This is a genomic window from Kineococcus sp. NBC_00420, from assembly GCF_036021035.1.
GTDB lineage: Bacteria > Actinomycetota > Actinomycetes > Actinomycetales > Kineococcaceae > Kineococcus.
In genome coordinates this window covers 1,773,788-1,791,887 of sequence record NZ_CP107930.1, presented here as the reverse complement: position 1 = coordinate 1,791,887, position 18,100 = coordinate 1,773,788, and the positions used below count along the sequence as shown (strand labels likewise).

Genomic DNA, 18,100 nt, shown 5'->3' with positions numbered 1-18,100 from the left:
TACCGCGCGCCCTGGGGGCGGACCGCCGTGCGGCCGACGAGCCCACGTGGAGTTCTTCTTCCATGCCCCAGTACGAAGACCGTTCGTACCGTTCCAGCCGTCCCTCGCGTTCTGACGAGGGCGGGTTCCAGCGCCGCGATTCCCGTGGCTACCGCACGGAGGACCGCCCGTCCTCCGACCGCTCCTTCGACCGGGACGACCGTCCCCGTTCGAGCGGTTACCAGGGTGGCGGTGGCGGCAGCTACCAGAGCCGTGGCGGCTCGTCCTCCGGTGGGTACCAGGGCGGCAGCAGCAGCCGCGGTGGTTTCTCCTCCGGTGGCGGCAGCCGCAGTGGCTACCAGGGTGGCGGCAACCGCCGCAACAGCACCCCGCGCAGCCCGCGCTCCTTCGCCCCCTCGGCGACCGAGCAGGCCCTCACCGCGGCCGAGCTGATCGAGGTCGCCGAGTCGACCTTCGCCGAGCTCGGTCTGCCCGACGAGCTGGTGCAGGCGCTCGAGCGTCGCGGGATGACCGCGCCGTTCGCGATCCAGTCGCGCACCCTGCCCGACGGCATCGCCGGCCGCGACATCCTCGGCCGTGCCCGCACCGGCTCCGGCAAGACCCTCGGGTTCGGCCTGCCGATGCTCGCGCGTCTCGCCTCGCAGAAGCGGGCCCGCATCACCGGTGCACCGCGCGGTCTGGTCCTCGTGCCGACCCGCGAGCTCGCGATGCAGGTCGCCGACGCGTTGCGTCCCCTCGGTGACTCCCTCGACCTGCGGCTGTCCGTGGTCGTCGGCGGCGTCCCCTACGGCCGTCAGATCTCCGCTCTCCAGCGCGGGATCGACATCCTCATCGCCACGCCGGGTCGACTCGTCGACCTGATCGAGCGCGACGCCGTCTCCCTCGCCGAGGTCGACATCGCCGTCCTCGACGAAGCCGACCACATGGCCGACCTGGGCTTCCTGCCCAACGTCCGGGCCATCCTCGAGGGCACCAAGCCCGGCGGGCAGCGGATGTTCTTCTCCGCCACCCTCGACCGCGGTGTCGAAGCCCTCGTGAACGACTTCCTGACCGACCCGGCGTTCCACGCCGCGCCGGCCGACCCCGACGACGTCGGGCACATGGAGCACCGGGTCTTCGCGGTCCGGCCGCACGACAAGCTGTCGATCCTCACGGAGATCAGCAAGCGTCCGGCGCGTTCCATCTTCTTCGTGCGCACCAAGCTCGGCGCCCAGCGCCTGGCCGACCAGCTGCGCGAAGCCGGTGCGCCGGCCGAGGCGATCCACGGGGACCTGCGCCAGTCGCAGCGTTCCAAGGCGATCGACGCCTTCTCGGCCGGGGAGACCCGTGTCCTCGTCGCGACCGACGTCGCCGCCCGCGGCATCCACGTCGACGACGTGGACCTCGTCGTGCACGTCGACCCGCCGAACGACCACAAGGACTACCTGCACCGCTCCGGCCGCACCGCGCGCGCCGGTGCGACCGGGACCGTCCTCGCGATCGCTCTGCCCGACCAGGTCCGCCGTTACGGCTGGCTGCACCGGGACGCGGGTGTCGAGGCCAAGAACGTCGAGAACGTCAACGCCGGGGACGAGACCGTCCGCGCCGTCGCCGAGTCCGGCGAGATCGTGGTCATCAAGCCCCGTCGCACCGAGACCCGCGAAGGTGGTGCTCGTGGCCCGCGCCGCGGCCCGCGTCGTGAGGGCGGCTTCCGTGGCGGTCCCCGCCGCGAAGGCCAGGGTGGCGCTCCTCGCGGTCCGCGTCGCGAGAGCGCTCCGCGCGACTGACGCACGACCGATGCACGACTGACTGACGACAGGGCCCGTGGGGATCTCCCCACGGGCCCTGTCGTCGTTCTCCGCCCCCGAGGAACGGCTCGGGGTGGCGGGCTGCGGGTGAGGTGGCGAGGATGGGGTCGCCAGACGTCCCGAACAGCGGAGGAACCATGCCCACCCGTACCGCACGCACCGCCTGGAACGGCACCCTCGAGACCGGCTCCGGCCAGGTCGAGCTGTCCAGCTCCAAGGTCGGCACCTACGACGTCTCCTTCCCCAAGCGCGCGGCCGACGACGCCGGCGGCACCACGAGCCCCGAGGAGCTCATCGCCGCCGCCCACTCCTCCTGCTACGCCATGCAGTTCTCGGCGCTGCTGGCCGAGGCCGGCGGCACGCCGGAGAGCCTCGAGGTCACCGCCGACGTCTCCCTCGGCCCGGACGCCGCCGGTGGTTTCAAGCTGACCGGCATCGTGTTGAAGGTCACCGGTGAGGTCAGCGGGATCGACAACGACACCTTCGTCAAGACCGCGCAGGCGGCCAAGGAGACCTGCCCGGTCTCCAAGGCCCTCACCGGCGTCGAGATCACCCTCGAGGCCTCGCTCGACGCCTGACGCGAGACGTCGCCGTCGAGACGTCAGACCGGCGCGTAGCGGTCCAGCGGCACCATCGTGATGCCGCTGTGGCCGCGCAGCGTCGGGGTACCGTCCGCACGCCGGCCCAACGTCCAGTCCTCCCCGAACGACCCGAAACCGCCGTCCCGCACGACCTTCAGGGTCTGCCCGTCGAGCACGTCGAACGTCACGGGGTTCGCCGCGGGGTCCACCGTGTCGGGGTCGAAGGAGATCAGTGCGGAACCCGCTCGCACGACGTCCTGCGGACCCCACAGGTTGGCCCACCGGCCGCAGAACGCGTCGAGGTCGACGGCGGGTTCCTCGGTCCCCCACTCGGCGAGGAACAGGTCGACGAGCTTCACGACCCCGACCGCGAGTTCCGACGCCGGGCCGTCGACGCTGTTGGTGAGCACGCTCAGCGCGAGACCCGACTCCGGGTCCAGGAGGCTCTTCGTGATGTGGCCGGGGAACCCGCCGGAGTGCCCGACCAGTTGTCGTGCACCGACCTTCTCGCCGATGAACCCCAGACCGTAGAACCGGTCGGTCCCCTCCGTCGGCCACTCGGCGCGCTGCGCCAGCCGTTTCGCGTGCTCGCTCAGCAGCTCGGTGCGTCCGTGGCGGTGCGCGGAGAACCACGCCGTGAGGTCCTCGGCCGTGGAGCAGAAACCGGTCGCCGCGGCCATCCCGGCGGTCGAGGGGTGCGGGAGCGGACGTCGCGGCCCGGTCGAGGCGGGGGAGTACCCCGTCACGAGCTCGCCCGCCGCCGGCAGGTCCGGAGTCGTGCGCGCCAGACCCAGCGGGGCGACGAGTTCGCTCGCGACGAACTCGCCGTAGGGGGTGCCCGTCACCGCCTCCACGACGAGGCCGAGCAGCGAGTACCCGATGTTGGAGTACTTGAACCGCGAGGAGCGGGGGATCACCGAACCCCCGGACCGCACGGCGGCCCGCAGCCCGTCGACGTCGAGGAACCCGTGCTCCAGTTGCCAGAAGTCGCCGTCGAGGCCGTCGCGGGTGAGGCCCGCGGCGTGGCCGAGGAGTTCACGCAGGCTCGCCCGGGCCAGTTCGGCGTCCTCCTCGGCGACCCACGGCACGTGGGTGGCGAGGGTGTCGTCGAGCCGGAGCCGGCCCTGTTCGGCCAGGCGCAGCACGGCCGTCGCGGTGAAGGTCTTGGAGTGCGAGGCCACCCGGAACACGTGCTCGGGGGTGAGGGCGACGTCACCCTCGCGGTCGGCGTGGCCGTGGGCGCTGGAGTGCACCAGGTCGTCGTTCAACCGGACGGCGAACTGGACACCGGGAACGTCGAGACGCCGACGACGGAACTCGATCCAGTCGGCGGCGACGGCGGCCGCAGCGGCGACGACCTCGGGCGTGAGGGTGGGAGCAGGCACGGGCTCACGGTAGGACACCGGCCACGCGGGGTCAGCACGGTTTCGGTCGTGCCGACGTCCGCCACGTCACCGTTCGCCCTCGGCGCACGTCGCGGGGCTGGGCACCCGGGTGATCCGGACACCACAGTGACGACGTGAGCGAGCACCCGATCCACGTCTCCCTGCAGGCCTCGCCCCAGGACGCCTCGTCCTGGGTCGACCTCGCCCGCCGCTGCGAGGACGCCGGGTTCCGCGCCCTCCTGGTCTCCGACCACCCCGGCAGCGGCCCCTCCCCCTTCACCGCCCTCGCCGCAGCAGCCACCGCCACCACCACCCTGCGACTCGGCACCTACGTCCTGAACGCCGGCATCCGCGACGCCCTGCTCATCGCCGCCGACACCGCCACCCTCGACGTCGTCTCCGACGGCCGCGCCGACGTCGGCATCGGAGCCGGTCACACCCCCGCGGAGTGGGAGATGACCGGGCGCACCCGCCCAGACGCCGCCGGTCGCATCCGGCACCTGATCGACGTCGCCGGCGCCGTGCGCACCCTGCTGGACGGCGAGACGGTCCCCGCCGCCGACGTCGGCGCCGTTCGCGACGTGGTCCTGTCCGGCCCGCGGCCGGTGCAGGAGCGGGTGCCGTTGCTCGTCGGGGGCAACCACCCCGACCTGCTGACCTGGGCCGGCGCCCACGCCGACGCGGTGGGCCTGTCCGGGCTGGGGCGCACCTTGCCCGACGGGCACTCCCACACCGTGTCCTGGACGCCGGCGCGGATCGAGGCGAGCATCGCCGCGGTGCGCGCCGGCGCCGGAGCGGTCGGTCGTGAGGTGCCGCCCCTGGAGGCGCTGGTGCAGGTGGTCACGGTGACCGATGACCGACGTGGCGCCGTCACCGACATGGCGCAGGAGACCGGGACGGACGTCGAAGACCTGCTGGCCGCGCCCTACCTGTGGGTCGGCACCACCGAGGAGATCGTCGAGCAGGTGCGGGCGGCTCGTCAGCGGTGGGGCATCAGTCGTTGGGTCGTACGCGCCGGAGCCTTCGACACCGCAGGTGAGGTCATCGCCCGCCTCGCAGAGAACTCGTGACCGTCCGAGGATTCGTCGAGAACACCACCTGCACCTGCACCTCCCACGCCGCCCCGGACAACTCAGGAGCGAGCTCTGGGCAGGTTCCCGTCCCGCCGACGTAGCCGCGAACTGGGCCACGGCCAGAGCGAGAGCAGTGGGGGTGTGGAGCTGGGCTCCCGCAAGAGCGCAGCAGCCTCGGAGCGACTCGAGTTCACGATCGTCTCGCGATGTGGTCGTCACCCGAGCAGTGCCCGGCCGGCCCGAGCACGCCCGTGACACCCTCGTGGCGCATGGCCCGATGGCTGCTCCCCGAGCGCCTGTCAGTGCTGAGCGAGGCGACGAGCGACTACCTCGGAATCCTCCGGGGGTAGTTCCGGGACGCCGCTCAGCAGCGGCAGCAGATCCGGCTGCGTGGTGAACGCCGCGAAGGCCGTCGCCACGCTCACCCCGTGCGCCGGCACGTCCAGAACCCTGACCTGCATGCCGGCGCTGAGCGTTCCCGGCGTCAGCACCCTCAGGTAGGCCCCGGGAACACGCGCTCGGGTGAATCGCGGCAACCACCGCTGCTCTCCCAACCACACCGCGAACGTCACGCACGGGATCCGCGGGCAGGAAACCTGCAGGACCACCTCACCGATGGACCACCGTTCGCCGATGACCGCTTCGTTCACGGCCAACCCCGAGGTGGTGAGGTTCTCCCCGAAGACGCCGTTGGAGAGCGGACGGCCCAGTTCGCCCTCCCACCGGTCCAGGTCCTCGCGGGCGTAGGCGTAGACGGCCTGGTGGTCGCCGCCGTGGTTCTTGGTGTCGCTGATGTGATCACCGTCCAGGCCGCTGCCACCTTCGCCCTTGGGGCCGGGCGCTCGCACCGCTACCGGGCCGACGACCGGGCGTTTGTCGATGCCACTGGTCCCCGACTTCGCCGCGATGGGTCGCTGCCGGCCGACGTTGACGCTCGAGATGACGGCCACGCGGCCACCCTAGGAGCTGCCGCGTCCGGCGGACAGCGACTTTCCCGCCTCGCCGGATGCTGGATCCTTCGAGGATCGGCTGGTGCTGGTCGTCGCCGAAGAACGCGGTGACGTTCGCCCGCACGTCGGCGTCGTCTCCGTCCTCGTCGACGACGACCCCGGTGACGACGTGCTGGAGGACGGGGATCGGTTCGTGGATGGCCTGCACGGTCGACAGCAGCTGTGCACGGCCGGAGAGGTGTCCGACCGCGGTCGTCGCGCGTATCAGCCGGAGGGAAGCGGAAACCTGCCGAACGCCCTGGAACGGCTGCAGGCGTGGTCCACCGTGAACTGCGACGACGAGTCGGGGCACGGTGAGGGCATCTCGGGTCGAGACCCTCGACGACTTCGGCCGGCGCGCTGTCCCGACTTCACGGTCATCCCGCGGTCCCGTCGGGTCCGACGGACGTCCGGGAGGGCGACGCCCGGACGCGTCGCCGGGACACCTCGGCGTGCGGCCACTCGGCGAGGCGTTGCGGCAGCACGGGTCTCGCGGCCCGCAACCCGGTGCGGAGGAGGCCGGCGGCGGTGCGTCGTCCCCGCGTCGGGGCGATGCCGTAGTCGAGCGCCAACCGCAGCGGCAGCAGGTCGGCCGTGATGCTGCGGGCCAGCGCCGCCACGCCGGGCAACGGGGGAGCGGTCCGCTGGGTGAGGACGTCGCCCGCCACCCGCCGGGCCGCGTCGGTCACGACCAGTCCGGCGACGGTCCGCTCGACGTAGGCGTCGAACTCCTCGACGCTGCCGGGCAGGGCACGGTCGGGGACGGCGAAGAGCCGCGCGAACGGTTTCGACTCCTGCCAGTGCCGTTCGCGCTGCTCGGGGCTGAGGACGAGACCGACGTAGCGTTCCGCGACGCGTCGGGCGGTCCACACCAGCGTCGCGTGGACCCAGAGCGCGAGGTCGGGGTCGTTGGCGCGGTAGGGGGTCCCGGCCGGGGTGCCGGGGGCGTCGGTGCGGGTGGTCCCGCGGACCCGGGCGTGCTGCGCGCCGACGTGGCGGGCGATCGCGTGCGCCTGCTCGGTGTCCCCGAAGGCGATGGTCAGCGCGGCCTGCAACGTGCCCAGCAGCCGGTGCGCCGGACCGGAGGTGTAGTCGCTGTGCACCGCGACGCCTTCGGCGACGAGGGGGTGCGCGACCTGGAGCAGGATCGCCGCCGGTCCGCCGAGGACGACGGCCCGTTCGGCGCTGACCCGCTGGAACTCACCACCGGGGACGCAGACCCCGGGGTCGCCCACCACCCCCGCGGACGGGGGCGGTGGGAGGACCGCGGTCAGGGGCAGTCGCGGGAGCCGGGGCACGCCCGTGATGCTGCCACGGCTAACCGCCCGGGCTCAGGCCCGAGCGGCCCGGACGGCCTCGGCCAGCGTGGTGGCCGGGCGCCCGGTGAGTTCCACCAGGTCGGTGCGGTCGGTGGCGAGCTGGCCCTGCGCGATGGAGGTGTCGAGCGCAGCGACGAACCCGGCGGTGCCGGCGTCGAGGCCGAAGCCCTGCAGCGCGGCGACGTGCTCCTCGGTGGAGACGTCGGTGGAGACGACCGTGGTGCCGGTGACCTCGGTGATCGTGGCGGCCAGTTCGGCGAAGTCGAAGCTGTCCCCGGCGAGCTCGTAGACCTGCGCGGGGTCCTCGGCCAGGAGCGCGGCGACGGCGGCCTCGGCGTAGTCGACGCGGGCGGCGGCGCTGACCCGTCCACCGTGGGTGGAGCCGAGCACGGCCCCGGCGGCGAGGTACTGACCGAGCTGCTCGGTGTAGTTCTCGAGGTACCACGAGTTGCGCAGCACCGTGAAGGGGACACCGGCGCGCGACAGCAGGTCCTCGGTGGCCCGGTGGTCGGGGGCCAGCGGGCTCGTGGAGGTGTCGGCGCGCAGGATCGAGGTGTAGGCGATCCGGCTCACGTCGGCGGTCTTCGCGGCCTCGACGACGTTGGTGTGCTGGGCGATCCGCGCGCCGGGTTCGCTGCCGGAGACGAACAGCAGGCGGTCGACACCGACGAACGCGGCGTCCAGGGAGGCGCGGTCGGCGTAGTCGCCGGCGCGGACGACGACACCACGGGCGGCGAGGTCGGCGACCTTCGCGGGGGTGCGGACGACCGCGACGACGTCGCCGGCGGGGACGCCCTTCGCGAGCAGCGCCTCGACGGCGAGGCGGCCGAGCTTGCCGCTGGCGGCGGTGACTGCGTAGGTCGTGGACATGGGGTTCTCCTCCGGACGGGGCACTGCGTTGTCGATGGCACTAACTATTCCACAGTGCCAGGCATTCCCGCGGTGCCGGGCGTATCCTCGGACCATGAGCGCAGGGCCCACCCAGGAGTTCGTCGTCGACGTGTTCGCCCGCGGGTGCACGTCGCGCGCGGCCTTCGAGGACGTCACCGGCCGCTGGCCCTCGCTCGTCCTGATCGCCCTGGGGGAGGGGTCCTTCCGCTTCAACGCGTTGCGCCGCAAGGTGGACGGGGTCAGCGAGAAGATGCTGGCGCAGACCCTGCAGACGCTGGAACGCGACGGGATGGTCACCCGCGAGGTCGTCACCGCGATCCCGCCGCGCGTCGAGTACGAACTCACCCCGATGGGTGCGCAGGTGGCCGAGAAGCTGCGCGCGCTCGCCGACCTGCTCGAGGCCTCGGCTCTCCGGGTCGGTGTCGCCCAGGCGGAGTACGACGCCCGCTGACCGCCGTGCATTACCCTGGCGGATGACTGTGGATATCCACCAGTGTCATGAAAGGGCGTCCGCATGACCGACGCCGTGCCGTCCCCGGGGGCCGACGGGGTCACCTTCACCACGGGCGCCCAGGTGGGCCGGTGGTTGCGCGGGCTGCGTCTGCAGGCGGGGTTGACCCAGGACCAGCTCTCCGAGCGGACCGGTGTCTCCCAGCGCTACATCTCCGAACTCGAACGGGGTCGGACGAACGTGACGCTGTCCCGCTTGTTCCTCGTGGCCTCTGCCCTGGGCGCCTCCCTCAGCGGTCACGCGCCGCGGTGACGACCCTCGACGTCCGGTTGCAGGGCGACCTCGTCGCCCGGGTCGACGACGCCGGCGCTCGACTGCGGCTCACCTGGTCGGCGGACCTCCTCGACCGTCGACCGCTCGGCGCACCCGTGCTCTCGGTCCGGCTCGACGCCCAACCGCCGACGGTGCACCCGCCTGCGGCTCTCGTCCGGGCCTGGCTCGGGGGTCTCCTCCCGGAGGTCGGGACGAGCTCCCGATCTCGACTGGCCCGGCGCGCCGGTGCGAACAGCGCCGACGTCCTGGCCCTCCTCGCGAGCGCAGGCGGGGACGTTCCGGGAGCGGCCACCTTCACCCTCGCGGGGCAGTCGCCGGGAGAGGGACGTCTCGACCTCCTGCCGGACCCGCGGGCCGTCCGGGAACACCTCGAGCGCACCCGCAGCGACGACCACGTGGGGGTGGGTGACTCCTCCCTGCCCGGCGTCCAACCGAAGGCGGCGCTCACCCTGGTGGCCGGGCGCTGGTTCGTGCCACGAGCCGGGGCGCCGAGCACCCACATCCTCAAACCCCAGCTGCCGGAGCGTCCCGCCCTCGTCCACGACGAGGCGCTCGGTTCCCTCGCGGCCCGGGCGGTCGGGCTCCGCTCGGCGGTCTCGCACGTGGAGCACTTCGACGGGTCGGCCGCGCTCGTCGTCCCCCGGTTCGACCGGTCGGTGGACGCCGCCGATCCCGGTGTCGTGACCCGGGTGCACCAGGAGGACGCCGCCCAGGCGCTCGGCCTCAGCAGCGACGACATCGAGGCGAAGTTCGGGTGGCACCGGCCCGCGGCGAACCTCCGCTCCATCGGGTCGTTGCTCCTCGACAACGGTGGGGACGTGAGCGAGCTCCTGAGGCTGACCACGCTCAACGTCCTGCTCGGCAACACCGACGCGCACGCGAAGAACATCTCGCTCGTGCACTCCACCGACGGTCGGGTGGGGCTCGCGCCCAGCTACGACGTCTCCCCGCACGCCCAGTACGGGCGGACCCGCCTGGCGTTGAGCGTCAACGGCGAGTTCGAACTGCCCGCGGTCGGGCTGGAGGACCTCGTCGCCGAGGGTCGCTCCTGGCGGCTGACCGCGCGCACGGCGCGCTCGGTGGTGCACGACGTCCGGGAACGCCTCGACACGTGGGTGCGGGACCTCGTCGACGTGGACCCGCTCTCGGAACCGGCGATCGCGTGGGTGCGCACCTCGCTCGACGGCCGACGACCGGCGGGAACGCACGCCTGACCGTCGCGGTCGCGCCCACGACCCCACCGTCTCGTCGCCGGTGCACGAGACCGCGGTCACCCTGCGTCAGCTCGGATCGCGGTGGCCGCCACGCCGGTCTGGACCCTGGATCGCGGGCTCCCGGAGCAGCTGCGACGCAACGGCATCCGTCGCCCGCCTCGTCTCCTGGGGGTCCCGCCGGGGACCGGCCCCGCCGCCGAGGCGGCGTGCGCGCCGGCGCTGCGCGAAGATCGACGTGATGTCTCCCAGGATCCGCCGCCCCTCGCGTCCCCTCGTCCCGCGCCTGCCCGAGCGGTGGGGCGCGGCCTGGCGCGGCTTCTGGGCCCGTCGGGCACCCCGCTTCGCGCGCCGGCACGTCCTCCCCTGGTTCGGCATCCTCGTCGTCGCGGGCGTGGGGGCCGCGATCGGTTTCGCCCTCGCCCCCGGCTCCAGCACCTACGTCGGCCCGCTGCAGACCGAGGTCCGCGTGCGGCCCAGCCTCAGCCCGGGTGTAGAGGTCGACCTGCCGCCCGTCGGGAAGGTCACCTTCGACACCCACCGGGCGCCGATCATCGTCACCGCCAACATCGAGAGCGTCGACGTCGACGCCGCCGCCCGCCTCGTCCGCTCGCCCCAGCAGTTGCTCGCGCTCGAGCTCACCGCCGCCGACACCGTGCGCTCCGCGGTGGTCCGGGCCGCCGCCTACAGCCTCGCCTGCGGGTTCGGGGGAGCGGTGCTGGCCGCCGTCGTGGTCTACCGCGGCCGACGTCGGACCCTGCAGACCGGCGCGGCCCTGCTCGTCGTCGTCGTCGCCGCCGGGGCGGGGACCGCCCTCACCTTCGACGCCGGCGCGTTGCGCCAGCCCCGGTTCACCGGTCTGCTCTCCCGCGCGCCCTACGTCGTCTCGAGCACGCAGAACGCCCTGGACCGCCTCGAGAGCTACCGCAGCGGCCTGTCCGACATCGTCCGCAGCGTCTCCACGCTCTACGCCGCGGCGGCCAACCTGCCGGTCCTCGGCGACGAGCAGAGCGGGTCCACGGGGCTGGGGGAGGACGTCACCACCGTCCTGCACATCTCCGACCTGCACCTCAACCCCCTCGGCTACGACCTCACCGACAACCTCGTGAAGCAGTTCGGGGTCGACGCCGTCGTCGACACCGGCGACACCACCACCTGGGGCACCGGGGCGGAGGCCAGCTTCCTGGGCCGCATCGGCGGCATCGGCGTCCCCTACGTCTGGGTGCGCGGCAACCACGACTCCACCGACACCCAGGCCCAGGTCGCCGCCCAGGGCGCGATCGTCCTCGACCAGGGCGCGACGACGGAGGTCGCCGGGCTGGTCCTCGCGGGCCAGGGGGACCCCGTCTTCACCCCCGACGGCGAGGGCAAGGCCGCCACCGGCAGCGCCGAGCAGATCCAGGAGAGCGCCAACGAGACCCTCGCGGCGGGCATCGAGACCTGGGACGACGCCCACGCCGACGACCCCGTCGACATCGCCCTCGTCCACGACCCCAGCGGTCTGCAGCCCCTCTACGGCCGGGTCCCGCTCGTCCTCGCCGGTCACCTGCACAAGCGGTCCGTGACGCTGGACTCCTCCGGCACCCGGATCATGGTCGAGGGGACCACCGGCGGGGCCGGGGTCACCTCCGCCGGCCTGAACCGCCTCGCCGACGGCGCGCCGCTGCCGCTGTCGGCCACGCTGCTCTACTTCGGGAAGACCGGGCCGGACGCGGGCAGGCTGCTCGCCTATGACGAGGTGACCGTCGGCGGGCTGGGCCTGGCCGAGGTCAACCTGCAGCGGACCGTGCTGAGCGACGAGGACCGGCCCGCGCTGAGCGTCCCGACCCCCACTGGTTCCGCCTCCGGCTCGTCCTCGGGCTCCGTGACGTCGTCGTCGGGGTGATGCTTCCCGACTGCCCCCCGTCGGGGTGCCAGTCGGCGTACGGTGGCCTCACCATGACGCACTCGCTCGATCCGCAGCCGGGTGACGACTTCGACTCGTCACCAGACCAGGTCCCCGGGGTCGGTCCTGGTGGTCCCAGCGCCCCCCTCGCCGACGTCGTGCTGGCCGAGGAGATCGAGCTCTACACCGATGTCGTCGTCGCCGCGTCCGAGAGCGACGGGCCGCTGCCCGAGGTCGAACTTGACCGTGTCCTGGGTGTCGAGGGCGGCTCCACCGGGTCGTGAGTGAGCGGGTGCTGTCGGCCCCCGCCACCCGCCTCGCCTAGAGTCGCGGATCGGGTCGGGAGACACCTCCCCCGACGAACCGAGCCTTCCCGGAGCATGGACGTGCGTTTCCGACTGACCCCTCAGGACAACTCGTTCTTCGAGCTGTTCGCCGGTACCGGCAAGATCCTCGTCGAGGCCACCACCGTCCTCACCGAGGCGATCGGCAGTGACCAGGCCCGTCGGGTCGAGCTCGGCGCCCTCATGGAGGAGATCGAGCACCGCGGCGACGAATCGGCCCACGCGGTCCTGCGGCGGGTGAACTCCTCGTTCGTCACCCCCTTCGACCGCGAGGACATCTACCAGCTGACCTCGCGCCTGGACGACTGCCTCGACCTCATGCAGGCCGCGGTCGACCTGATGGTGCTCTACAAGGTCGGCGAGATGCTCCCCGGCGTGAGCGAGATCGTCCAGGTCCTCACCCGCCAGGCCGAGCTGACCGCCGAGGCGATGCCCCGGCTGCGCTCGCTCTCGGACCTCTCCGACTACTGGGTCGAGATCAACCGCCTCGAGAACCAGGCGGACCAGATCCACCGCCGCCTCGTCGCGACGCTCTTCGACGGCGGCTACGACGCCATCGCGATCATGAAGCACAAGGAGATCATCGAGACGCTCGAGGAGGCCGCGGACGCGTTCGAGCACGTCGCGCACACGGTCGAGACGATCGCCGTCAAGGAATCCTGAACCGGTGGAGCTCGCCCTCGTCCTCGTCGTGATCGTCGTCGCCCTCAGCTTCGACTTCACCAACGGCTTCCACGACGCCGCCAACGCGATCGCGACGTCCGTCTCCACCCGGGCGCTCACCCCCCGGATCGCGCTGGGGATGGCCGCGGTCTTCAACCTCATCGGGGCCTTCCTCGGCACCGGCGTCGCCGAGACGATCGGCTCGAACATCGTGAAGGTGGACCTCGGCATCCACGGCATGACCGTGGTCCTGGCCGCCCTGCTCGGTGCCATCGCCTGGAACCTCATCACCTGGCGCCTCGGGCTGCCGTCCTCGAGCTCGCACGCCCTCATCGGCGCCCTCGCCGGGGCGGGGATCGCGTCCAGCTCGACCATCGAGTGGAGCGTCATCCTCGACAAGGTCGTCGTCCCGATGGTGGTCTCGCCGCTGTCCGGGTTCGTCCTCGGCTACCTCGTCATGGTGGCGATCCTGTGGATCGTGCGGCACAAGGCGCCCGCTCCGACCCACCGGCGCTTCCGCATCGCCCAGACCGTCTCGGCCGCCGCCATGTCCCTCGGTCACGGGCTGCAGGACGCGCAGAAGACGATGGGCGTCATCGTCCTGGCCCTGGTCGCGGGCGGGTTCCACACCGGGACGAGCATCCCCGTCTGGGTGAAGCTCTGCGCGGCGCTCGCGATCAGCGCCGGCACCTACTCGGGTGGGTGGCGGATCATGCGGACGCTGGGGCGCCGGATCATCCACCTCGACCCCGCCCGCGGGTTCGCCGCCGAGGCGGTGTCGGCCGTGGTGCTCTACGTGGCGGCCCTGCAGTTCCACGCCCCCGTCTCCACCACCCACACCATCTCGTCCGCGATCATGGGCGTGGGGGCCACGAAGCGGCTCTCCGCCGTGCGCTGGGGCGTGGCGCGGTCGATGGTCGCCGCCTGGGTGCTGACCCTGCCGGCCGCCGGCCTCTTCGCCGCGGCCCTCTACTTCGTCCTGCACCTCTTCCTGTAACGACTTCTGGGGAGCTCTCCACCCTTCCCGACGAGCGGAAGGGTGGAGAGCTCCCCAGAAGTTGGGTGGCGGGGGCTCAGCCGAAGCGGCCCGAGATGTAGTCCTCGGTCGCCTTCTGCGTCGGGTTGCTGAAGATCGTCGCGGTGTCGTCGATCTCGATCAGACGGCCGGGCTTGCCCGTGGCGGCGAGGTTGAAGAACGCCGTCTTGTCGCTGACGCGGGCCGCCTGCTGCATGTTGTGCGTGACGATGACGATGGTGAAGGAGCTCTTCAGCTCACCGATCAGGTCCTCGATGGCGAGCGTCGAGATCGGGTCGAGCGCGGAGCACGGCTCGTCCATCAGCAGCACCTGCGGCTTCACCGCGATGGCGCGGGCGATGCAGAGGCGCTGCTGCTGGCCACCGGAGAGGCCGGCGCCGGGCTTGTCGAGGCGGTCCTTGACCTCGTTCCACAGGTTCGCCCCGCGCAGCGAGCTCTCGACGGCTTCGGTCAGCACCTTCTTGCTGCGGACGCCGTTGAGGCGCATGCCGGCCGCGACGTTGTCGAAGATCGACATCGTCGGGAACGGGTTGGGACGCTGGAAGACCATGCCGACGGTGCGGCGGACGTTCACCGGGTCGATCTTGGAGCCGTAGAGGTCGTCGTCGTCGAGCATGACGCTGCCCTCGACGCGACCGCCGGGGATGACCTCGTGCATGCGGTTGAGCGTGCGGAGGAAGGTCGACTTCCCGCAGCCGGACGGGCCGATGAAGGCCGTCACGGAGCGGGGCTCCACGGTCATCGAGACGTCCTCGACGGCCTTGAAGTTGCCGTAGTAGACGTTGAGGTCCTTGACGTCGATGCGCTTGGCCATGACGGGTTCTCCTACTTCTTGAGCGAACTGAAGCGGGCGATGGCCCGACCGGCGATGTTGAGCACCAGCACGATGAGCACCAGTGTGAGGGCGGCCGCCCAGACGCGCTCCACCGCGGGAGCCAGCGCCTGCTGACGGTCGTTGTTGATCATGAGCGGGAGGGCCGCCATGTTGCCGCTGAAGAGGTTGGTGTTGATCGACTGCGAGTAGCCGACCAGGATCAGCAGCGGAGCGGTCTCACCCATGACGCGGGCCAGACCGAGCAGGACACCGGTGAGGATCCCCGAGAAGGCCGTCGGCAGGACGATCCGCACGATGGTCTTCCACTTCGGCACGCCCAGGGCGTAGGAGGCCTCGCGGAGCTCGTTGGGGACGAGCTTCAGCATCTCCTCGGTGGAGCGGACCACGACCGGAACCATGAGCAGCACCAGGGCCAGCGACACCGCGAAACCGGAGCGCGAGAAGCCCAGGGTGGTGATCCAGAAGGCGTAGATGAAGAGCGCCGCGACGATCGAGGGCAACCCCGAGAGGATGTCGACGGTGAAGCTCACGACGCGGGCGATGCGGCTCGCGCCGTACTCGACCAGCAGGATCGCGGCCATGATGCCGAGCGGGACGGCGATGACCGCCGTGGCCAGCGCCTCGAGCAGCGTACCGACGATCGCGTGGTAGGCGCCACCACCGGCGATGCGCGGGGTGATCCCGCGCTGGGAGTTGAGCCACCAGGAGGAGTCGGGCAGCAGCCCGGCGCCCTTCTGGATGACGGTCCAGAGGATCCAGACCAGCGGGATGACGGCGATGACGAAGGCCAGCACCATGACCGTCGTCGCCAGGGCGTTGCGGACCTTGCGCCCGGTCTGACCGCGGGAGTCCTCCAGAGCGGCCGGGAGCTCCTGGGCCGGGGCGGTGTCGACGGCGCTCATACGAAGGCCTTCCGGCGGTTGATGATCACGCGGGCGATGGCGTTGACCACGAAGGTCAGGATGAAGAGGACCAGGCCGGCGGCGATGTAGGCGCCCGTCGACTCGGGGTTGTTGAACTCCGCGGCGTTGTTGGCGATCTTCGAGGCGAAGGTCTCACCACCCTGGAGCCAGGAGCCGAAGAAGTCGGTGCCGGGGGCGACGCTCGAGACGATGATCGTGATGGCGATCGTCTCACCCAGCGCGCGGCCCAGACCCAGCATCGAGGCGGAGATGACACCGGCGCGGCCGAAGGGCAGCACGGAGGTCCGGATCATCTCCCACTTCGTGGCGCCGAGGGCGAGCGCGCCCTCCTTGTTCGCCGCGGGGGTCTGCGCGAACACCTCACGGGACATCGCGGTGATGATCGGGAGGACCATGACGGCCAGGACGATGCCGGCGATGAAGACCGTGCCGGTGCTGACCGGTCCGCCGAAGAGCGGGAACCAGCCGAGCGCGTCGTTGAGGAAGGTCTGCAGACCCGTCACGTGCGGGGCGAAGATCTGGATGCCCCAGAGGCCGTAGACGATCGAGGGGATCGCGGCCAGCAGGTCGATGACGCTCGCCGCGGGGCGGGCCAGCCACTTCGGCGCGTACTGGGTCAGGAAGAGGGCGTTGGCGACGCCCAGCGGGACGGCGATGATCATCGCGATGACGGAGATCGAGACCGTCGTCCAGAGGATCTGCAGGATGCCGAAGCGCAGGTCGCCCGGCGTGGCCTGCCACTCGGTGGAGGTCAGGAAGTTGACCTTGTCGTCCAGCACGGACGGGACGGCGCTGATGGCGAGGAAGATCCCGGTGAAGGCGACGATGGCGATGACGATGATGCCGGCCAGACCGGCTCCGCCGCCGAAGAGGGTGTCACCGAGGCGTCGTCCGCCGCGCGCTTTGTCACCCGAGGGGCCTGGGCCCTGCTCGACGGCCGAGCGGCCGGTGATCGAGGACATCGTGCTCCTGCACTGTGCGAAGGGGATGTGTGGTGCGGGTCGGTCGTACGGGCGGGGGCGGACACCGTTCGTGCTGGTGTCCGCCCCCGTTCGACGATCAGGTCAGGCGATGGCCGCGATCGCGGTGCGGACCTTGGCGGAGACCTCGGCCGGGAGCGGCGCGTAGCCGATGTCGGCGAGGCCGGCCTGGGTGTCGTCCTCGGCGTAGTACGTGAGGAAGGACTTCAGCAGGGCGGTCTTGTCCGCGGTCAGACCCTTGGAGCAGACGATCTCGTAGGTGACGAGGACGATCGGGTACGCGCCGGCTTCCTTGGTCGCGTAGTCGATCTTCAGCGACAGGTCGTTGCCGGTGCCGACCTGGGTGGCGGTGGCGACGGTCTTGCCGGCCGACTCGCCGGACAGCTCGACGGCGCCCGAGCCGTTGTCGATCTGGGCGACGGAGAGCTTGTTGTCCTGCGCGAAGGACCACTCGACGTAGGTGATGGCACCGGGGGCGCCGGCGACGGCCTGCGCGACACCGGCGGAGCCCTCGCGGCCCTCGCCCTTGCCGGACCACTCCTGGTTGCCCTCCGCGGTCCACGCGTCGGGGGCGGCGGCGTGCAGGTACTTGGTGAAGTTCTCGGTGGTGCCCGAGGTGCCGGTGCGGAAGAACACGCTGATGGCGGTGCTCGGCAGGGTGGCCTTCGGGTTCAGCGCGGCGATGGCCGGGTCGTTCCAGGTGGTGATGGCGCCGGAGAAGATCTTGGCGGACACCTCGGCGTTGAGGACCAGGTCCTTGACGCCCTCGACGTTGTAGGCGATCGCGATGGGGCCGGCGACCATGGGCAGGTCCCACGCCGGGTTGTTCTGGCAGCGCGCGGTGGCCGCGGTCTGCTCCTCGGGCTTGAGGGCGGCGTCGGAACCGGCCCAGTCGACCTGGCCGGAGGTGAACTGCTTGCGGCCGGCGCCGGAACCGGTCGCGTTGTAGTTGATGGTCGCGTCGGTGCACTGCGACTGGTAGCCCGCCTGGATGACCTGGTCGATGGCGTTCTTCTGCGCGCTCGAACCCTCACCGTTCAGGGTGCCGGGCTTGCAGTCGATGGCGGCGGCGGAGGCCGACGAAGAGCTGGCGCCGGCTGCCGGCGAGCCGGTGTTGGTGTTGTCGTCGGAGCCGCATCCGGCGAGGGCGAGAACACCAACGGCAGCGATGCCGAAGAGGCGGGAGGTCTTCCAGAACGTCACAGTCCGGTCCCTTTCGAGGATCGTCACGGCCGGTACCCCCGGCCACGGTTGACCGTGGCGGATCGCGCCCCGGTTCGTTCCGGACGGTAGGCAGGGCAGGTGACGGGGTTGCTCGGTGCAGGTGAACGGACGGTGAACCGCGCCCGTCCGGTCGCCGGACGATCTTCGACGGACGGGCGTCGGGCAGGTGAAGCGCCCCGAACGGGGGGAG

18 protein-coding genes are annotated in these 18,100 nt (G+C 71.7%); 10 read left to right on the top strand and 8 right to left on the bottom strand.

The genetic code is table 11. The features are described from left to right. The first annotated feature begins 62 nt into the window (after positions 1-62). Together OG218_RS08700 and OG218_RS08695 are read left to right on the top strand one after the other, a co-directional pair. Positions 63-1,766, top strand: a complete 1,704-nt coding sequence (locus OG218_RS08700; RefSeq protein WP_328292816.1) for a DEAD/DEAH box helicase — start codon at positions 63-65, stop codon at positions 1,764-1,766. Between the two features lie 158 nt (positions 1,767-1,924). After that, positions 1,925-2,365, top strand: coding sequence for an OsmC family peroxiredoxin (locus OG218_RS08695; RefSeq protein WP_328292815.1), 441 nt, complete (start codon positions 1,925-1,927; stop codon positions 2,363-2,365). Between the two features lie 23 nt (positions 2,366-2,388). On the opposite strand, the gene OG218_RS08690 is transcribed toward OG218_RS08695, so the two are convergent. Further along, on the bottom strand, positions 2,389-3,753 hold the full coding sequence (locus OG218_RS08690) for a serine hydrolase domain-containing protein (RefSeq protein ID WP_328292814.1): 1,365 nt from the start codon (positions 3,751-3,753) through the stop codon (positions 2,389-2,391). Between the two features lie 134 nt (positions 3,754-3,887). On the opposite strand from OG218_RS08690, the gene OG218_RS08685 reads away from it, so the two are divergent. Beyond that, positions 3,888-4,823: a TIGR03621 family F420-dependent LLM class oxidoreductase gene (locus tag OG218_RS08685; protein ID WP_328292813.1), complete on the top strand. Its 936-nt coding sequence runs from the start codon at positions 3,888-3,890 to the stop codon at positions 4,821-4,823. Positions 4,824-5,125: 302 nt separating this feature from the next. Here the strand turns inward: OG218_RS08685 and OG218_RS08680 are convergent, their stop codons facing one another. From OG218_RS08680 to OG218_RS08670, 3 genes are all read right to left on the bottom strand, one after another. Beyond that, positions 5,126-5,776 carry an MOSC domain-containing protein gene (locus OG218_RS08680; RefSeq protein ID WP_328292812.1) on the bottom strand — a complete coding sequence of 217 codons (651 nt, stop codon included), beginning with the start codon at positions 5,774-5,776 and terminating at the stop codon, positions 5,126-5,128. Positions 5,777-6,192: 416 nt separating this feature from the next. Further along, positions 6,193-7,113 carry an oxygenase MpaB family protein gene (locus OG218_RS08675; protein WP_328292811.1) on the bottom strand — a complete coding sequence of 307 codons (921 nt, stop codon included), beginning with the start codon at positions 7,111-7,113 and terminating at the stop codon, positions 6,193-6,195. A gap of 33 nt (positions 7,114-7,146) precedes the next feature. Further along, positions 7,147-8,004, bottom strand: a complete 858-nt coding sequence (locus OG218_RS08670; RefSeq protein ID WP_328292810.1) for an NAD(P)H-binding protein — start codon at positions 8,002-8,004, stop codon at positions 7,147-7,149. A 94-nt stretch (positions 8,005-8,098) separates the two neighbouring features. On the opposite strand from OG218_RS08670, the gene OG218_RS08665 reads away from it, so the two are divergent. The 7 genes from OG218_RS08665 (at position 8,099) to OG218_RS08635 (ending at position 13,909) form a co-directional block, all read left to right on the top strand. Continuing rightward, entirely contained in the window at positions 8,099-8,476 is a 378-nt protein-coding gene (locus tag OG218_RS08665) for a winged helix-turn-helix transcriptional regulator (RefSeq protein WP_328292809.1), read from the top strand. Positions 8,477-8,539: 63 nt separating this feature from the next. Beyond that, positions 8,540-8,788 carry a helix-turn-helix domain-containing protein gene (locus OG218_RS08660; protein ID WP_328292808.1) on the top strand — a complete coding sequence of 83 codons (249 nt, stop codon included), beginning with the start codon at positions 8,540-8,542 and terminating at the stop codon, positions 8,786-8,788. Beyond that, positions 8,785-10,023 carry a type II toxin-antitoxin system HipA family toxin gene (locus tag OG218_RS08655; RefSeq protein WP_328292807.1) on the top strand — a complete coding sequence of 413 codons (1,239 nt, stop codon included), beginning with the start codon at positions 8,785-8,787 and terminating at the stop codon, positions 10,021-10,023. Before OG218_RS08660 ends, OG218_RS08655 begins: the two co-directional genes overlap by 4 nt. A gap of 238 nt (positions 10,024-10,261) precedes the next feature. Continuing rightward, positions 10,262-11,905: a metallophosphoesterase family protein gene (locus OG218_RS08650; protein ID WP_328292806.1), complete on the top strand. Its 1,644-nt coding sequence runs from the start codon at positions 10,262-10,264 to the stop codon at positions 11,903-11,905. A gap of 53 nt (positions 11,906-11,958) precedes the next feature. Beyond that, a complete protein-coding gene (locus OG218_RS08645; protein WP_328292805.1) occupies positions 11,959-12,189 on the top strand; it encodes a hypothetical protein in 231 nt (76 codons plus the stop codon). Between the two features lie 102 nt (positions 12,190-12,291). After that, positions 12,292-12,912, top strand: a complete 621-nt coding sequence (locus OG218_RS08640) for a DUF47 domain-containing protein (RefSeq protein ID WP_328292804.1) — start codon at positions 12,292-12,294, stop codon at positions 12,910-12,912. Positions 12,913-12,916: 4 nt separating this feature from the next. Continuing rightward, the gene (locus OG218_RS08635; RefSeq protein ID WP_328292803.1) at positions 12,917-13,909 is read left to right on the top strand and encodes an inorganic phosphate transporter; all 993 of its coding nucleotides are present in this window, start codon (positions 12,917-12,919) and stop codon (positions 13,907-13,909) included. A 76-nt stretch (positions 13,910-13,985) separates the two neighbouring features. Here the strand turns inward: OG218_RS08635 and pstB are convergent, their stop codons facing one another. The 4 genes from pstB to pstS all read right to left on the bottom strand — a co-directional run bounded on the left by pstB (position 13,986) and on the right by pstS (position 17,889). After that, positions 13,986-14,762: a phosphate ABC transporter ATP-binding protein PstB gene (gene pstB, locus OG218_RS08630; RefSeq protein ID WP_328292802.1), complete on the bottom strand. Its 777-nt coding sequence runs from the start codon at positions 14,760-14,762 to the stop codon at positions 13,986-13,988. 11 nt (positions 14,763-14,773) lie between these two features. Then, entirely contained in the window at positions 14,774-15,685 is a 912-nt protein-coding gene (gene pstA, locus OG218_RS08625) for a phosphate ABC transporter permease PstA (protein WP_328292801.1), read from the bottom strand. After that, positions 15,682-16,668 carry a phosphate ABC transporter permease subunit PstC gene (pstC, locus tag OG218_RS08620; protein ID WP_328292800.1) on the bottom strand — a complete coding sequence of 329 codons (987 nt, stop codon included), beginning with the start codon at positions 16,666-16,668 and terminating at the stop codon, positions 15,682-15,684. Before pstC ends, pstA begins: the two co-directional genes overlap by 4 nt. A gap of 102 nt (positions 16,669-16,770) precedes the next feature. Continuing rightward, positions 16,771-17,889: a phosphate ABC transporter substrate-binding protein PstS gene (pstS, locus tag OG218_RS08615; protein WP_328292799.1), complete on the bottom strand. Its 1,119-nt coding sequence runs from the start codon at positions 17,887-17,889 to the stop codon at positions 16,771-16,773. Positions 17,890-18,100 lie beyond the last annotated feature (211 nt).

What these genes read in the sequence shown, in the direction of transcription:
- OG218_RS08695 (WP_328292815.1), top strand. Translation starts at nt 1,925, where the DNA reads ATGCCCACCCGTACCGCACGCACCGCCTGGAACGGCACCCTCGAGACC.
- OG218_RS08650 (WP_328292806.1), top strand. Translation starts at nt 10,262, where the DNA reads ATGTCTCCCAGGATCCGCCGCCCCTCGCGTCCCCTCGTCCCGCGCCTG.
- OG218_RS08700 (WP_328292816.1), top strand. Translation starts at nt 63, where the DNA reads ATGCCCCAGTACGAAGACCGTTCGTACCGTTCCAGCCGTCCCTCGCGT.
- OG218_RS08645 (WP_328292805.1), top strand. Translation starts at nt 11,959, where the DNA reads ATGACGCACTCGCTCGATCCGCAGCCGGGTGACGACTTCGACTCGTCA.
- pstC (WP_328292800.1), bottom strand. Translation starts at nt 16,668, where the DNA reads ATGTCCTCGATCACCGGCCGCTCGGCCGTCGAGCAGGGCCCAGGCCCC.
- OG218_RS08660 (WP_328292808.1), top strand. Translation starts at nt 8,540, where the DNA reads ATGACCGACGCCGTGCCGTCCCCGGGGGCCGACGGGGTCACCTTCACC.
- OG218_RS08670 (WP_328292810.1), bottom strand. Translation starts at nt 8,004, where the DNA reads ATGTCCACGACCTACGCAGTCACCGCCGCCAGCGGCAAGCTCGGCCGC.
- OG218_RS08665 (WP_328292809.1), top strand. Translation starts at nt 8,099, where the DNA reads ATGAGCGCAGGGCCCACCCAGGAGTTCGTCGTCGACGTGTTCGCCCGC.
- pstA (WP_328292801.1), bottom strand. Translation starts at nt 15,685, where the DNA reads ATGAGCGCCGTCGACACCGCCCCGGCCCAGGAGCTCCCGGCCGCTCTG.
- pstB (WP_328292802.1), bottom strand. Translation starts at nt 14,762, where the DNA reads ATGGCCAAGCGCATCGACGTCAAGGACCTCAACGTCTACTACGGCAAC.